The sequence below is a fragment of the Bradyrhizobium rifense genome, assembly GCF_008123425.1.
Classification (GTDB): Bacteria; Pseudomonadota; Alphaproteobacteria; order Rhizobiales; family Xanthobacteraceae; genus Bradyrhizobium; species Bradyrhizobium rifense.
The window spans coordinates 1-13,223 of sequence record NZ_VSSS01000061.1; the positions used below are offsets into that span (position 1 = coordinate 1).

Genomic DNA, 13,223 nt, shown 5'->3' on the forward strand with positions numbered 1-13,223 from the left:
TAGCTCTTAATGGTTGCTACGCGCCTACGTTGTGGTTGCCTACCAGCCCTCCAGCACGATCTTGCCGCGCGATTTGCCGCTCTCGAGCAGCGCGTGCGCGCGCTTGAGGTTGGCTGCGTTGATCGTGCCAAGGGTCTGGTCGAGCGTGGTGCGCAGCACGCCCTTGTCGATGAGGTCGGCGACGTCGTTGAGCAGATGATGCTGCGCGATCATGTCGGGCGTCTGGAACGAGGAGCGCGTGAACATCGACTCCCAATGCACCGAGATCGCCTTGCCCTTGAATGCGCTCACGTTGAATTCCGGGGGATCGTCGATCAGGCCGAACCGGCCCTGCGGCGCCATGAATTCGGCAATGCTCTTGTAGTGCTGGTCGGTGAAGGTGAGGCTCGCCACCAGCGCGACCGGCGGCAGCTTCAGCTTCTCGATCTGCTCCTTCATCGGCTTGCCGTGATCGATCACCGCATGCGCGCCGAGATCGAGGCACCATTTCTGCGACTCCGGCCGCGTCGCGGTCGCAACCACGGTGAGGCCGGTGAGGCGGCGCGCGAGCTGGATCAGGATCGAGCCGACACCGCCGGCGCCGCCGGTGATGAGCAGCGTGCGCGGATCGACGCTCTTGCCGGGGACTGCGCCGAGGCGATCGAACAGTAATTCCCAGGCGGTGATCGAGGTGAGGGGGAGGGCGGCGGCCTGCGCGAACGACAGCGACTTCGGCTTGTTGCCGGCGATGCGTTCGTCGACCAGGTGGAATTCGGAGTTGGTGCCCGGGCGCTGGATCGAGCCCGCGTAAAACACCTCGTCGCCCGGCTTGAACAGCGTGACATCGGGGCCGACGGCGTCGACCACGCCGGCTGCGTCATAGCCCAAAATCTTGGTCTCGCCTTCGGGCGGGGCGGCGCGCTTGCGCACCTTGTAATCGACCGGGTTGGCCGAGATCGCCTTCACGGCGACGCGGATGTCGCGTCCCTTGGGCTCGGGTTTGGTGGTCTCGAAATCGATCAGCGCGTCCTGATCTTCGATCGGAAGCGATTTTTTGTAGCCGACGGCCTTCATGGCTTGTCTCCATCAGATGGCGTATTCGCCTGCCGCTCTAACTGTCGCCATGGCTCCCATTTGGCAAGTACTGCAAATTCGGGGACATAGTACCCGTTTGGATACCATTGCGCCGGGAGCGGCCCATGCCGCTCCCGGCGCTTTTTGTCAGAACGCGACGTCAGGTCAGAATGCGAACTGCGTGCGCATCGCCACGGCGTCGAAGCTCGCGCCTGTATTCGCGAACGCCGCAGGCGGGAGCGGCTGCTTCGATACCGTGCCATGCAGGTAGTCGAGCATGAAGCGGACGTTGCCGTTGACGTACCAGTTGAGCGCCAGCGTATAGACGGTCTGGCGTCCGCCGGCGATGCCGGCGGCAGACGCGATCTTATCGTTGAGATCCATCTGGCTCACGCGTCCCGCGACTTCCCAGGCGCCCCAGCCACCGCCGGCCAGCGAGAACGGATTCGTCGGCTTGACGCCGCCATAGGCCGCATTGCCCGGATTGTACTTGCGGCTTTCACCCGTCAGGACATAGGCTGCTTCCGCGTAATAGCCTTGGAAATTCAGGCTCGAAGTGCTGATCGGCGCCACGGCGGTATTCGCGTTGCGATCGATGTTGAACCAGTAGTATTCACCCTGGACGAAGAGCGGCCCATAGGTGCCCGCGGCTTCCACACCGTAGACCTGCGCGCCCGAAACATTGGGGATCGCGCCGGTCGAGATCAGCGTCGTGGGGTCGATGCGGAGCTCGGGGCGATCGCTCAGCGTGAGTGTTTGCGTGTTTGCGATCAGATTGCGTGGCGGCTGGATCAGCCACTGTGCATCGGCGCCGAGATGCATGGAATAATCGTTGCCGCTGACGACCTGACCTGCAACGCGGGCGGTCGCGCCGTATTGCTCGCTCGTGCCGGGAGGTGAAGCGGTTGAGGCCGAGTGAATGGCACCCGTGGTCGGGCCGGTCGCGTAAGCGCCGGCCCAGAACACGTCGTTGTACCAGCGGGTGCCAACGGCAGAACGGAAATCGCCGGCGGCGATATTTTGCGCGATCACGCCGACAGAGGCGCGCTCCATGAAGGGAATATCGTTGGAGCTCATGGATTCATCCATGGTCCAGGCAAGGTCCATGACGCCGGCTTCGATCGCCATCTTGCCGCCGAACGGCTTCAGTCCGGTGTAGCTTATAAACGCGTTCTCGATGCCGGATGTGCCGCCGCCGGGCAGGAAGCCGACAGGAACCGCGCCGGCAGCGCCGGTGCCGCCAAATCCGTCAGCCGTGCCGCCAAAATCGTAGATCAGCGCGAAATTCCAGTCTTCGAGGAGTTTTCCGACCACACCGATACGGGCGCGGCGGACGTTTTCGCCGCTGTCGAGCTTCTGCGGCACTGTACCGGCCGAATTGGGACGATAGTCGTAGCCGCCGACGTCCCAGTGCACGCGGCTCGTGATCGCGACGCAGTTCGCTCCGTCCGCGGTGCAGATGGTCGGCCGGTTGTTCGGCATCGTCACCACGACGCCGGATGGCGCGACCGGCCCCTTGACCGGAATGGCGGCGTTGGCGTTGGCGACCACGGCCTTCGCCTCCGAGCGCGCCTCGGCTTTCGCTTCTGCCTTCGTCTTTGCCGCGGCCGCCGTGTTCGCGGCAGTCTGGTTCTGAAGCTTGTCGAGCTTCTGCTCGAGCATCTTCAACTGCTGTTTCAGCAGTGCAATCTCCTGATCGCTGCTTGCTGATTGTGCCTGGGCCTGCGAGGCCACCAGCACGCCGGCGAGACCAATCGCCGTGGCTGTAATTCTTGTCCTGCTCACGTCACCGCTCCATCGATTAGACCAACTTCCCCAAGTCGTAACGGGAGAGCCTAAGAATGATCGATGACTGTCCCGCGACAGCGCGCCACGGCTGCAATGGTTCCGCCTGATGCAAATTCGCCGCAGCCGAATCCGCCACTCGGCAGCATGCAAGATGACGCGCATCATGCCAATGTGCCGCGCCTCCCAAATTGTCATTTTGTACGCGGAGCTGGCATGCCGGCCACACTGGAAGGGGCCCGAATATTGCCGCCCGGCGCCCTTCTATTGGGGGGCGAACGCGCCTATATTCCGGCGTCTTTTCCAAGAGGTAGGAATGTTTCGAGCGAACTGGACCGCCATCGTCACGGCATTGTGCATAGGCTTTTCGGCCCATTTCAATCCGGCCGCGGCGCAGGACCGTCGTGTCCCGTCGTCGCCGGCTGAGCTGCGGCTGTCCTATGCGCCGATCGTGCAGCGGGTGCAGCCAGCGGTCGTCAACGTCTATGCCGCCAAGGTGGTGCAGAACCGCAATCCGCTGCTGGACGACCCGATCTTCCGCCGTTTCTTCGGCGGCGGCCAGCAGCAGGAGCAGGTGCAGCGGTCGCTGGGTTCGGGCGTCATCGTCGATTCCTCCGGGCTCGTCGTCACCAACGTCCATGTCATCGAGGGCGCCGACCAGGTGAAGGTATCGCTATCGGACAAGCGCGAGTTCGAGGCCGAGATCGTGCTCAAGGATCCCCGCAGCGATCTCGCGGTGCTGCGTCTGAAGGATACCAAGGAGAAGTTTCCGGCGCTCGAATTCACCAATTCGGATGAGCTGATGGTCGGCGACGTCGTGATGGCGATCGGCAACCCGTTTGGCGTCGGCCAGACCGTGACCCACGGCATCATCTCGGCGCTCGCGCGCACGCAGGTCGGCATCACCGACTACCAGTTCTTCATCCAGACAGATGCTGCGATCAATCCTGGCAATTCCGGCGGCGCGTTGGTCGACATGAACGGACGGCTCGCCGGCATCAACACCGCGATCTACTCGCGCTCCGGCGGCTCGCAGGGCATCGGCTTTGCGATCCCCGCCAACATGGTGCGCGTCGTCGTCGCCTCCGCCAAGGGCGGCGGCAAGGCGGTGAAGCGGCCATGGCTAGGGGCGAAGCTGCAGGCGGTGACGCCCGAGATCGCCGAGAGCCTCGGCCTGCGCTCGCCTAGCGGCGCGCTGGTCGCAAGCGTCGTCCCCAACGGACCCGCCGCGAAGGCGGGTCTGAAATCCTCCGACCTCATCACCGGGATCGACGGCCAGACCGTGGACGATCCCAACGCGTTCGACTACCGCTTCGCGACCCGCCCGCTCGGCGGCACGGCGCAGATCGACGTACAGCGTGCCGGCAAGCCGACCAAGCTGGCGGTGGCGCTGGAGACCGCGCCGGATACCGGGCGTAACGAGCTCGTCGTCACCGCACGTTCGCCGTTCCAGGGCGCGAAGGTCTCGAGCATCACGCCTGCGGTGGCCGACGAGCTCCATCTCGATGCCGATACCGAAGGTGTCGTCATCACCGAGCTCGGTGATGACTCGCCGGCCGCTCAGGTCGGTTTCCAGAAGGGCGACATCATTCTGACCGTCAACAACCAGAAGATCGGCAAGACCGGCGACCTCGAGAAGGCGGCGGGCGTAAGCCAGCGGCTCTGGCGCATCACGCTGGTGCGCGGCGGCCAGCAGATCAATGTCACGCTGGGCGGATGAGTCCGAAACGACCACAGGAGACGCCAACTCTCTTTGCCGCGGCGGGGCTCGATCAAGAAGCCCCGCACCCGCTGCCGGATCGCTTACGGCCGCGTGCACTGTCGGAGGTCGTCGGCCAGGATCACATCCTCGGCCCCGACGGCGCGCTGACGCGCATGCTGGAGACCCGCACGCTTGGTTCGCTGGTATTTTGGGGGCCGCCCGGCACCGGCAAGACCACGGTGGCGCGGCTGCTGGCGGATGCGACCGATCTGCATTTCGAGCAGATCTCCGCGGTGTTCTCCGGCGTCGCGGACTTGAAGAAAGCATTCGATGCCGCGCGTGCCCGTCGCGAGATGGGCAAGGGTACGCTGCTGTTCGTCGACGAGGTGCACCGCTTCAACCGCGCCCAGCAGGACTCGTTTCTGCCGGTGATGGAGGACGGCACCGTCGTCATGGTCGGCGCCACCACCGAAAACCCGTCCTTCGAGCTCAACGCGGCGCTTCTGTCCCGCGCGCGCGTGCTGGTGTTTCGCTCGCTCGATGCCGCCGCGATCGAAAAACTGTTCGCGCATGCCGAGGAGGTCGAGGGCCGCAAGCTGCCGCTCGATGAAGAGGCGCGCGCCGTGCTGGTGCGCATGGCCGATGGTGATGGCCGTGCCTCGCTGACTCTTGCCGAAGAGGTCTGGCGTTCGGCGCGGGCGGATGAGATTTTCAACGCCGCGCAGTTGCAGGACATTTTGCAACGCCGCGCCCCGATCTACGACAAGTCGGCCGACGGCCATTACAATCTGATCTCGGCGCTGCATAAGTCGGTGCGCGGCTCCGATCCGGACGCCGCACTCTACTATCTCGCACGCATGTTGGACGCCGGCGAGGACCCGCTGTTCCTGGCGCGTCGTGTCGTGCGCATGGCGGTGGAGGACATCGGCCTTGCCGATCCGCAGGCCCTCGTCATCGCCAATGCCGCCAAGGATGCCTTCGACTTCCTCGGCCATCCCGAAGGCGAGCTCGCGATCGCGCAGGCCGTGGTCTATCTCGCGACCGCGCCGAAATCGAACGCGGTCTACACGGCCTTCGGCACGGCGATGCAGGTCGCCAAACAGGCCGGCTCGCTGCTGCCGCCCAAGCACATCCTGAACTCGCCGACCAAGCTGATGAAGTCGGAGGGCTACGGCGCAGCTTACGAATACGACCACGACACCCCCGACGCGTTCTCCGGCCAGGACTACTTCCCGGAAGCCCTGGGCCGCCAGACCTTCTACGACCCGCCCGAACGCGGTTTCGAGCGGGAGATCCGCAAACGGCTGGATTACTGGGCCAAGTTGCGCAAGGAGCGGGGCGGGAAGTAGAGCTTTCCAAGCCGCTAAGGGCGTACATTTACGGTTTACGTAACGCGTAAATGTTGCTACTCGGCTGGAGAAGTTCCATGCCCCATTCATCCACACATCCCGGCGAGCACCTCGCCGAAGAGCTACGCGGACTCGGCATCACGGCCGCAGAATTGGCGCGTCAGATCGATGTGCCGGTCAATCGCATCACCGGCATCATCAACGGACAACGCGGCATTACCGCCGATACGGCGCTGCGTCTTGGTCACTGGTTCGGCACCAGCCCGCAATTCTGGATGAACCTGCAACAGCAATATGAGCTGCGGCTGGCGGAGAAGGAGGTCGGCGCGCAGGTTGCGTCGCTGCCCCGCCGCGCCAACGCGCAGTCGACACGAAAGCTTGGAAAAACCGGATGAGCCGCCGCATCAAGAGAATGAACCCGAAGCCTCGGGATCGCGACGAGCGCAAGGACGCGCGCCCGTTCAAGGCACGCGGCGCGAAGACCGCCGGGCCGCGTCCGGGCGGTAAGCCCAGCGGCAAGCCGCCACGCTTTGCGGCCGAGCGCGCCGAGCGGCGTGTGCCCAAAGCTGCAATGGAAGAGCCGGTTGCGGCAAAACCCGTCGAGGCGCTGCTGCCGACCAAGGTGCAGACCGTCAAGGTGACGGCCGACGAGAACAACATGCGCGTCGATCGCTTTCTCGAAGCGCGCTTTTCCGGCCTGTCATTCTCTCATATCCAGCGCGTCGTCCGCAAGGGCGAGCTGCGCGTCGACGGCAAGCGGGTCGACAGCAAGGACCGGCTGGAGGAGGGGCAGAGCGTCCGCATTCCGCCGCTGAAGCTCGACACACCGAAGGCGGTGGGCGAACTGTCGGAAGGCGCACAGAAGACGCTTGCCGCGTTGAAGGAGATGACGATCTACGAGGACGACGACGTTCTCGTGCTGAACAAGCCGTTTGGGCTTGCGGTGCAGGGCGGCTCCGGCACGACGCGACACATCGATCAGATGCTCGAGGTGATGCGCGATTCCAAGGGCCAGAAGCCACGGCTTGTGCACCGGATCGACAAGGACACGTCAGGCTGCCTGCTAATCGCCAAGACACGCTTTGCCGCCTCGCATCTGACCGGCGCGTTCCGCTCGCGCTCGGCGCGAAAGACCTATTGGGCTCTGGTGCCGGGCCTGCCGAAGCCGAAGCAGGGCCGCATCTCGACCTTCCTCGCCAAGGAGGAGAGCGAGGACGACACCATCATGCGCATCGCGCAGCATGGCGACGAGGGCGCGAGCCACGCAGTGACGTACTACGCGGTGGTCGAGACCGCCGGCAATAAGCTGACCTGGGTGTCGCTGAAGCCGGTGACGGGGCGAACGCATCAGCTGCGCGCGCACATGGAGCATATCGGCCATCCCATCGTCGGCGATCCCAAATATTTCAACATCGAGAACTGGCAGTTGCCGGGCGGCCTGCAAAACCGACTGCATCTGCTCGCGCGGCGTATCGTCATCCCGCATCCGCGCGGCGGCGTCATCGATGCCACCGCGCCGCTGCCGCAGCACATGCAGCAGTCGTGGAATCTGCTCGGGCTGGACGCGAGCCGGTTCGACCCGATCGAGAACGCGCCGGAGGAGTAGGGCTGAGACCCGCTACCAGCCTCGTCATTGCGCTTGCAATGACGGCGCTGGCTAATTCCGAAACTGCTCCAGAAACATCCGCAAACTATCATGCGGACTCTCGACATCTGCAATCAGCCAGCCCTCCGGACCGTTGACCAGGATGAAGTTCAGCGTCACCGGCCGGCCGTGATTGTCGAAATTCGCTGCAACATAAGTCTTGTCGTATTGCCTGCGGATGATCGCGATCGCCACCGGGCCGAGCTTCCAGCTCGGGCTCTGCACCAGGAAATCGTAGGGCTCGGTCCGTGGGCCGCTCCACGCCTTGCGTAAGGAGGGGTCGAAGAACTGCCGGCTGGTCGCCTCATCCCGCGGCAGGCCCTTGGACAGCTCCGGCGCGCCCTCGCCATAATAGGCGTAGACGTTGCGGACGAGCGATTCCGGGGTGCGGAAGCCGGCCTCGGCCGCTGCCAGCCAAAGCCCGGCGAACAGGGCTGCAATGCCCGCAAGTTCCCTCATGCCCGCTCGCTTTATCGGCCGCCGATCTTACCTTAAAAGCCGATCTTACTTTGAAAGCCGATCTTACTTTAAAAACCTGCATTCAGCGGCGGAGACCGAAAACTCACATGCGCGAATTGTTCGAAGAAGCTGCCGGCCAGCCCCCGCGGGATCCGCGGGAATCGTCGCGCGCGTCCGCACGCACGCCGCTGCGCAAGCGCTTCTACAAGGAGGTGGGCGTTGCTGAGGCCGAGGGCGGCTTCGCCATCACGCTCGACGGCAAGCCGATCCGGACGCCCTCCGCCCGCCAGGTGGTTATCCCCGCGCGGGCGTTGGCGGATGCCGTGGCCGCGGAATGGGCAGCCCAAGGCGAGGCGCTCGATCCCGTGACCATGCCGCTGACGCGGATCGCCAACAGCGTGGTCGAGGGCGTGGTCGACCGCGTCGAACTCGTCACGGATGACCTCGCAAAATACCTTGAGACCGACCTGCTGTTCTATCGCGCCGGCCACCCCGAAGGGCTGGTCGCCCGCGAGGCCGCGCAGTGGGACCCTGTGCTGTTCTGGGCGGCGGAGGCGCTAGGGGCGCATTTCATCCTCTCTGAAGGCGTCATGCATGTGAAGCAACCTGACGAGGCGCTGCGGGCCGCCCGCGCCGCATTGCCGGGGGATCCCTGGTCGGTCGCCGCCCTCCATATCGTCACGACCCTGACCGGCTCGGCGCTGCTGGCGCTGGCGCTGGCCCATGGCGCGCGGGACGCCGGCCAGGTCTGGGCCGCCGCCCATGTCGACGAGGACTGGAACATCGACCAGTGGGGCGTGGACGAGGAGGCGGCCGCCCGCCGGGCCACCCGGCTGCGGGATTTCAACGCCGCTGTGGCGGTCTTGGCGGCCGTGAACCTGCTCGCGGCCAAAGGTCCTTAACGAGAGGTTTACGACGGGGCCCTAGGGTGGGATTCGTGCTCCCTGGGCCCTGAGATGCCGACGCCGATAAGCTCGATCGTTCCCGTCAGTGCCGCCAGCTCTGTTGCTGATGCGGCGACGTCCGATCTTGTGCTGCAGGCCGGCAGCGTGGTCGATGCCAAAGTCGTCAGCGTGCTCGCCGACAACCTGGTGCGGATCGCGATCGCCAATCTGTCGATGGATGTGATGTCCGAGGTGGCGCTGACCCCTGGGCAAAACCTTCATCTCGCGGTGTCGCAGAACGACGGCACGATTCGTCTCGCCGTGGTCAACGGGGCAGGCGAGGCGAGCGCAGATCAGGTCACCCTGACGCCGACGGCGGCCTCGCTGGTCGACAGCCCGCCGCTTGCGCCATCCGCGACCGCAGGCCGCAATCCCCTGACGCCGACCGAGCAGGTCGCCGTCACCGCAGCCTCGGCCGAGGCCGTGACGAAACAGGCCAGCCAGGCGCCGCTGTTCGCCAATCTGGCGTCCGTCGTGACCAGCAGCGATCTGCCGGCCGGCCTGAAGCAGGCCGTGCTGGATGTGCTGGCGCAACAGACGCCGCTCAACACCGCGCTTGATGGCGGCGATATCGAATCCGCCTTCCAGAAGTCCGGCCTGTTCCTCGAGGCTTCCCTTGCCGCAGGCACGACGCCGCCGTCGGGGGCGGTGCCCGACCTGAAGGCAGTGCTGCTGGTGCTGCGCCAGACGCTGGCCGCGACATCAGGAACGATCGAGACTGCCGCGCCACCGACACAGGCCGTTGCGGTTGCGACCAACGCCGTCGCCTCGGGGCAGGCCGCAAGCTCGCCGCCTCAAGTTGCAGGCGAGGCTGTGCAAGCGACGCCGCCTGACGCAGAGGTGGCCCAATCGGCGCAAATGCAGCGCAACGCCAATGTCGTGGCCACTGTGCTTGCCGACATGGTCGATCGGCCGCAGGCAGCGTTGCCGCGGACGATCTCCGCAGGCCTTGCCGCGAGCCTGCTGCAAGAGGTTACGCAAAATCTGCCGCGCCTCACCGGGAATGTGCCGGGCGCCACCAAGGCCGTGCCTGACAGCCATCTCTTCGAAGCGGCCGCGCGGATGACGACGCCACCGCCGTTTCGCGGTGCGTTGCCGGCGCCGCAAGCGGTTGCCTCACCATCGCTCACGCCAAACACGCCGCTCGCCGCGACCGTGCATCGTCTGCTCGACGACACCGATGCCGCGATCGCGCGGCAGACGCTGCTGCAGGTCGCTTCGCTGCCCGACCGCCTCGATGCCAGCGGCCATCGCATCGATCCGAGCGTGCCGCAGTGGAATTTCGAGATTCCGTTTGCGACGGCGCAAGGCACCGCGATGGCGCAGTTCGAGATCTCGCGCGACGGCGGCAACGAGCAGGCCGATCCCGCCAAGCGCGCCTGGCGCGCGCGCTTCACGCTCAATGTCGAGCCGAGCGGACCCGTGCACGCGCTGATCACGCTCAACGGCGACAAGACTTTCGTGCGGATGTGGGCCGAACGGCCGGCGACGGCGCAGCAGCTCCGCGCCGGGATCGGTGAGCTCAATCAGGCGCTGACCAAAGCCGAGCTCAAGCCCGGCGATATCGTCGTGCGCGACGGTACCCCGCCGCAAGCAGCGCCCGCGCGCGCCGGGCATTTTCTGGATCGCGCCACATGAGCGATCCATCCAAGCTCGCCATTGCGCTGCATTATGAGAAGGGCACCAATGCGCCCGTCGTCGTCGCCAAGGGCAAGGGCACGATCGGTGCCAAGATCGTCGAGATCGCCAAGGCCAACGACATCCCGATCGAAGAGAACGAGATTTTGGCCGGCGCGCTCTCCAAGGTCGAGCTCGGCGAGGAGATTCCGCCTGATCTCTACAAGGCGGTGGCTGAGGTGCTGGTGTTCGTGCTGCGGCTGTCGGGCCGGGCGCGCTAGCGCATGAAGCTGGCGCGTGAGCGCGTCTCTCTCCACGCGTCATTGCGAGCGCAGCGAAGCAATCCAGAGTCCCTCCGTGGAAAGATTCTGGATTGCTTCGCTGCGCCCGCAATGACGGAGAGCACCTATCCCAGCTTGAACAGCGCCTGCAAAAACTCCACCACTGCTTTCCGCGACTCCGCGGCGGTAGCGGGATTGCCGCCGACATGCGGGTTAAGCTCGACGCAAGTGTCCTTGTAGGTGAAGGGCGCGTTCATATCGCCGTTCATCAGCACGCCGCCGTCGCCTTCCTTGATATGGCAGTTGCGCACGGTCTGGGCATTGGCCGAGACCGTGACCGTGTTGACGCCGAGCAGGCCGCTGTCAAAGCCGTGGGCGCTGTCGGGATATTCGGTCAGCACCACATCGCGCCCGGCGGCCTTGAGCCGCTCGACGAAGGCCTTGCAGCTCTTGACGGGATTATAATCGTCCGGCGTGCCGTGGAAGATGCGGATCGGGCGCGCTGCGACCTCGGTGTCGGTCTGGTACGTCGTCGAGCAATCCGGATAGAACGGAATGTAGGCCGCGAACTGCACGCCGGACTTGTTCCAGAGCTTGTTGAAGCGGCCGAGGCTCGCATACAGAGCCGCCTGTCCGCCGCGTGAAAAACCCATCAGCACGATGCGGTCAGGATCGACGCGGGGATGCTTCACCAGAATGTCCAGCGAGCGGTAGATGTCGATGATCAGATTGAGCCGGCCAAGCAGGGCCTGGTTCGGCCCCGTCACCGTCAGCCCGCGGCCGGTAAAACCGTCGATCACGAAGGTCGAGATGCCCATGGCGTTGAATTCGTGCACCCAGGCGTCCGTGGTGGCGCCGACGCCGCTCGATCCATGCATCAGCACCACGACCGGCATCTTGCCGGTACCCTGCGCCACGCGGAATTCGCCGGCGACCGTGACCGGCTTGCCGGCCGCGGCATCGCCGCTGAGGAATTGCTGGTCGGAGAGGGTGAGGGACGGGATCGGGAAGATTTCTGTTCGGGCCGGGGCGTCCTTGGGCAGCGATTGAGCGCTGGCGAGCCCGGTGGAAATGCAGAGCGCAATGAGCGTCGCAGCGACGCGGAATGCCGTCGGCATCGGATCCTCCCTTATGATTTTTGGGAAGTAGATCAACCGGAGTGCGCGCTGTCAATTTGCGCGGCAGCCTCAGGCCTTGTCGGCAGGTTTCTTCGCCGTCAGCGCCTGGTCGATGGCGAAGCCGCCGATCTCGCTCATCGCCTGCGAGATCACGTCGCCCTTCCGCTCAAAACCCCGCGAGAGATGGTCGAACTGGGTGCGCGCCAGCCGCAGCACCTCGATCGGCACGGCGACGGCGGTCTCGTTGAAACTGTCGACGGAGGTGCGCAGTGTGTCGAGCTCGGTGGTGAGCTTGCCGATGTGGCTTTCCGCATTCTGCATCAGGTCGAGCAGCTTGCCGCGCTCGGTGTCGAACGCGGCCCGCTCGGCTGCTGCGGCTGCGGTCACTTCTGCAAGCTGTGCCCGCAGCGCAGCGATCTGGCTGGCCATCGCGTCGGAGGCAAGCTCGGCGGCCTCATGCCGTTGAGCATGGCGCTTGCTCTCTTCCTGCTGCTCGTGAAACAGCCGCTCGGCCGACATCGCCCGCTGCGTCAGCGATTCAATCAGGCTTGCCGCGCGCAGCAGCGTCTCGCCGTTCCGTCCCGACACCATGCTGGCCATCCGCCGCAGGAAATCGGTGGTCTCGGACGCGCTGTTCGGGGGCAGGGGAACGACCTTGGCGGACATGAGGTGATGCTTGCAGCCGGACGTGATGACCGCCGCCGTACCGACTGAGCTCACGCAACATTCGGCGCCTGATCGTAAGCTTGGAGCAAGCCTGAATCGGCAGGCCCGGTCAACCGGCGGGAGCTGACAAAATGGCGGCCATCCCGCCGCCCGTGCGGGAGATCAGGCGTCCTTCTGCCGGCCGATCCGCCCCAGATGGGTGAAGCCGAATCCTGCCGAATATTTCAGGCCATAGCCCAGCGCCCGGTCGATGCCGATATGGGCGAGCCAGATCAACGCGATGGACAAAGTGAGGGGCGAGGCGAGGCCAAAACCGAACGTCAGGAGCGTCACCGGCGCCATGTAGCTGTGGGCGGCATTGTAGATCAGCGCGCCGAATCTGGCGTCCGACAGGTACGCCAGGAAGCTCAGATCCGGGACCAGGAAGAGCAGCAGATAGACCGTCCAGGAACCATCCCAGGCCGCATAGAGCGCCGTCATCCCGGCAAACAAAGCGAGCCCCTCGAGCCGCAGCAGAATCCTGACGCCGCCGGTCACGGCGCCGGCGTCAGCAGCTCTCTCGTCCATCGTCGCCTCCCAGGCAAAACTTTGTAATTCCTTGCGC

Annotated in this window: 13 protein-coding genes; 7 read left to right on the forward strand and 6 right to left on the reverse strand. The window is 65.1% G+C overall.

Translation table 11 applies throughout. The features are described from left to right. Positions 1–39: 39 nt before the first annotated feature. Together FXB40_RS35560 and FXB40_RS35565 are read right to left on the reverse strand one after the other, a co-directional pair. Positions 40–1,053, reverse strand: coding sequence for a zinc-binding alcohol dehydrogenase family protein (locus tag FXB40_RS35560; RefSeq protein WP_148776949.1), 1,014 nt, complete (start codon positions 1,051–1,053; stop codon positions 40–42). A gap of 165 nt (positions 1,054–1,218) precedes the next feature. Next, a complete protein-coding gene (locus tag FXB40_RS35565; protein ID WP_148776950.1) occupies positions 1,219–2,838 on the reverse strand; it encodes an OprO/OprP family phosphate-selective porin in 1,620 nt (539 codons plus the stop codon). A gap of 316 nt (positions 2,839–3,154) precedes the next feature. Between FXB40_RS35565 and FXB40_RS35570 the strand changes: the two genes are divergently transcribed. The 4 genes from FXB40_RS35570 (at position 3,155) to FXB40_RS35585 (ending at position 7,495) form a co-directional block, all read left to right on the forward strand. Continuing rightward, the gene (locus tag FXB40_RS35570; RefSeq protein WP_187437374.1) at positions 3,155–4,558 is read left to right on the forward strand and encodes a DegQ family serine endoprotease; all 1,404 of its coding nucleotides are present in this window, start codon (positions 3,155–3,157) and stop codon (positions 4,556–4,558) included. Next, complete coding sequence (locus tag FXB40_RS35575) at positions 4,555–5,889, forward strand: replication-associated recombination protein A (RefSeq protein ID WP_148776951.1); 1,335 nt, start codon at positions 4,555–4,557, stop codon at positions 5,887–5,889. Before FXB40_RS35570 ends, FXB40_RS35575 begins: the two co-directional genes overlap by 4 nt. 77 nt (positions 5,890–5,966) lie before the next feature. Then, a complete protein-coding gene (locus FXB40_RS35580; RefSeq protein ID WP_148776952.1) occupies positions 5,967–6,284 on the forward strand; it encodes a HigA family addiction module antitoxin in 318 nt (105 codons plus the stop codon). Then, positions 6,281–7,495, forward strand: coding sequence for an RluA family pseudouridine synthase (locus FXB40_RS35585; protein ID WP_148776953.1), 1,215 nt, complete (start codon positions 6,281–6,283; stop codon positions 7,493–7,495). The genes FXB40_RS35580 and FXB40_RS35585 overlap by 4 nt, the downstream gene beginning before the upstream one ends. A gap of 51 nt (positions 7,496–7,546) precedes the next feature. Here FXB40_RS35585 and FXB40_RS35590 read toward each other — a convergent pair whose 3' ends face one another. After that, on the reverse strand, positions 7,547–7,993 hold the full coding sequence (locus FXB40_RS35590) for a hypothetical protein (protein ID WP_148776954.1): 447 nt from the start codon (positions 7,991–7,993) through the stop codon (positions 7,547–7,549). Between the two features lie 107 nt (positions 7,994–8,100). On the opposite strand from FXB40_RS35590, the gene FXB40_RS35595 reads away from it, so the two are divergent. From FXB40_RS35595 to FXB40_RS35605, 3 genes are read left to right on the forward strand one after another with little or no spacing between them, the layout of a single operon-like run. After that, complete coding sequence (locus FXB40_RS35595) at positions 8,101–8,895, forward strand: ATP12 family chaperone protein (RefSeq protein WP_148776955.1); 795 nt, start codon at positions 8,101–8,103, stop codon at positions 8,893–8,895. Between the two features lie 54 nt (positions 8,896–8,949). Beyond that, on the forward strand, positions 8,950–10,575 hold the full coding sequence (gene fliK / locus FXB40_RS35600) for a flagellar hook-length control protein FliK (protein WP_187437375.1): 1,626 nt from the start codon (positions 8,950–8,952) through the stop codon (positions 10,573–10,575). Continuing rightward, complete coding sequence (locus tag FXB40_RS35605) at positions 10,572–10,835, forward strand: EscU/YscU/HrcU family type III secretion system export apparatus switch protein (protein WP_148776956.1); 264 nt, start codon at positions 10,572–10,574, stop codon at positions 10,833–10,835. The genes fliK and FXB40_RS35605 overlap by 4 nt, the downstream gene beginning before the upstream one ends. 125 nt (positions 10,836–10,960) lie before the next feature. Here FXB40_RS35605 and FXB40_RS35615 read toward each other — a convergent pair whose 3' ends face one another. The 3 genes from FXB40_RS35615 to FXB40_RS35625 all read right to left on the reverse strand — a co-directional run bounded on the left by FXB40_RS35615 (position 10,961) and on the right by FXB40_RS35625 (position 13,186). Next, positions 10,961–11,953 carry a dienelactone hydrolase family protein gene (locus tag FXB40_RS35615; RefSeq protein WP_148776958.1) on the reverse strand — a complete coding sequence of 331 codons (993 nt, stop codon included), beginning with the start codon at positions 11,951–11,953 and terminating at the stop codon, positions 10,961–10,963. A 69-nt stretch (positions 11,954–12,022) separates the two neighbouring features. After that, entirely contained in the window at positions 12,023–12,619 is a 597-nt protein-coding gene (locus FXB40_RS35620) for a hypothetical protein (RefSeq protein WP_187437395.1), read from the reverse strand. A gap of 162 nt (positions 12,620–12,781) precedes the next feature. Further along, positions 12,782–13,186, reverse strand: a complete 405-nt coding sequence (locus tag FXB40_RS35625; RefSeq protein ID WP_148776960.1) for a DUF4260 domain-containing protein — start codon at positions 13,184–13,186, stop codon at positions 12,782–12,784. Positions 13,187–13,223 lie beyond the last annotated feature (37 nt).

What these genes read in the sequence shown, in the direction of transcription:
- fliK (WP_187437375.1), top strand. Translation starts at nt 8,950, where the DNA reads ATGCCGACGCCGATAAGCTCGATCGTTCCCGTCAGTGCCGCCAGCTCT.
- FXB40_RS35590 (WP_148776954.1), bottom strand. Translation starts at nt 7,993, where the DNA reads ATGAGGGAACTTGCGGGCATTGCAGCCCTGTTCGCCGGGCTTTGGCTG.
- FXB40_RS35625 (WP_148776960.1), bottom strand. Translation starts at nt 13,186, where the DNA reads ATGGACGAGAGAGCTGCTGACGCCGGCGCCGTGACCGGCGGCGTCAGG.
- FXB40_RS35620 (WP_187437395.1), bottom strand. Translation starts at nt 12,619, where the DNA reads ATGTCCGCCAAGGTCGTTCCCCTGCCCCCGAACAGCGCGTCCGAGACC.
- FXB40_RS35585 (WP_148776953.1), top strand. Translation starts at nt 6,281, where the DNA reads ATGAGCCGCCGCATCAAGAGAATGAACCCGAAGCCTCGGGATCGCGAC.
- FXB40_RS35580 (WP_148776952.1), top strand. Translation starts at nt 5,967, where the DNA reads ATGCCCCATTCATCCACACATCCCGGCGAGCACCTCGCCGAAGAGCTA.
- FXB40_RS35575 (WP_148776951.1), top strand. Translation starts at nt 4,555, where the DNA reads ATGAGTCCGAAACGACCACAGGAGACGCCAACTCTCTTTGCCGCGGCG.
- FXB40_RS35560 (WP_148776949.1), bottom strand. Translation starts at nt 1,053, where the DNA reads ATGAAGGCCGTCGGCTACAAAAAATCGCTTCCGATCGAAGATCAGGAC.
- FXB40_RS35570 (WP_187437374.1), top strand. Translation starts at nt 3,155, where the DNA reads ATGTTTCGAGCGAACTGGACCGCCATCGTCACGGCATTGTGCATAGGC.
- FXB40_RS35615 (WP_148776958.1), bottom strand. Translation starts at nt 11,953, where the DNA reads ATGCCGACGGCATTCCGCGTCGCTGCGACGCTCATTGCGCTCTGCATT.
- FXB40_RS35595 (WP_148776955.1), top strand. Translation starts at nt 8,101, where the DNA reads ATGCGCGAATTGTTCGAAGAAGCTGCCGGCCAGCCCCCGCGGGATCCG.
- FXB40_RS35605 (WP_148776956.1), top strand. Translation starts at nt 10,572, where the DNA reads ATGAGCGATCCATCCAAGCTCGCCATTGCGCTGCATTATGAGAAGGGC.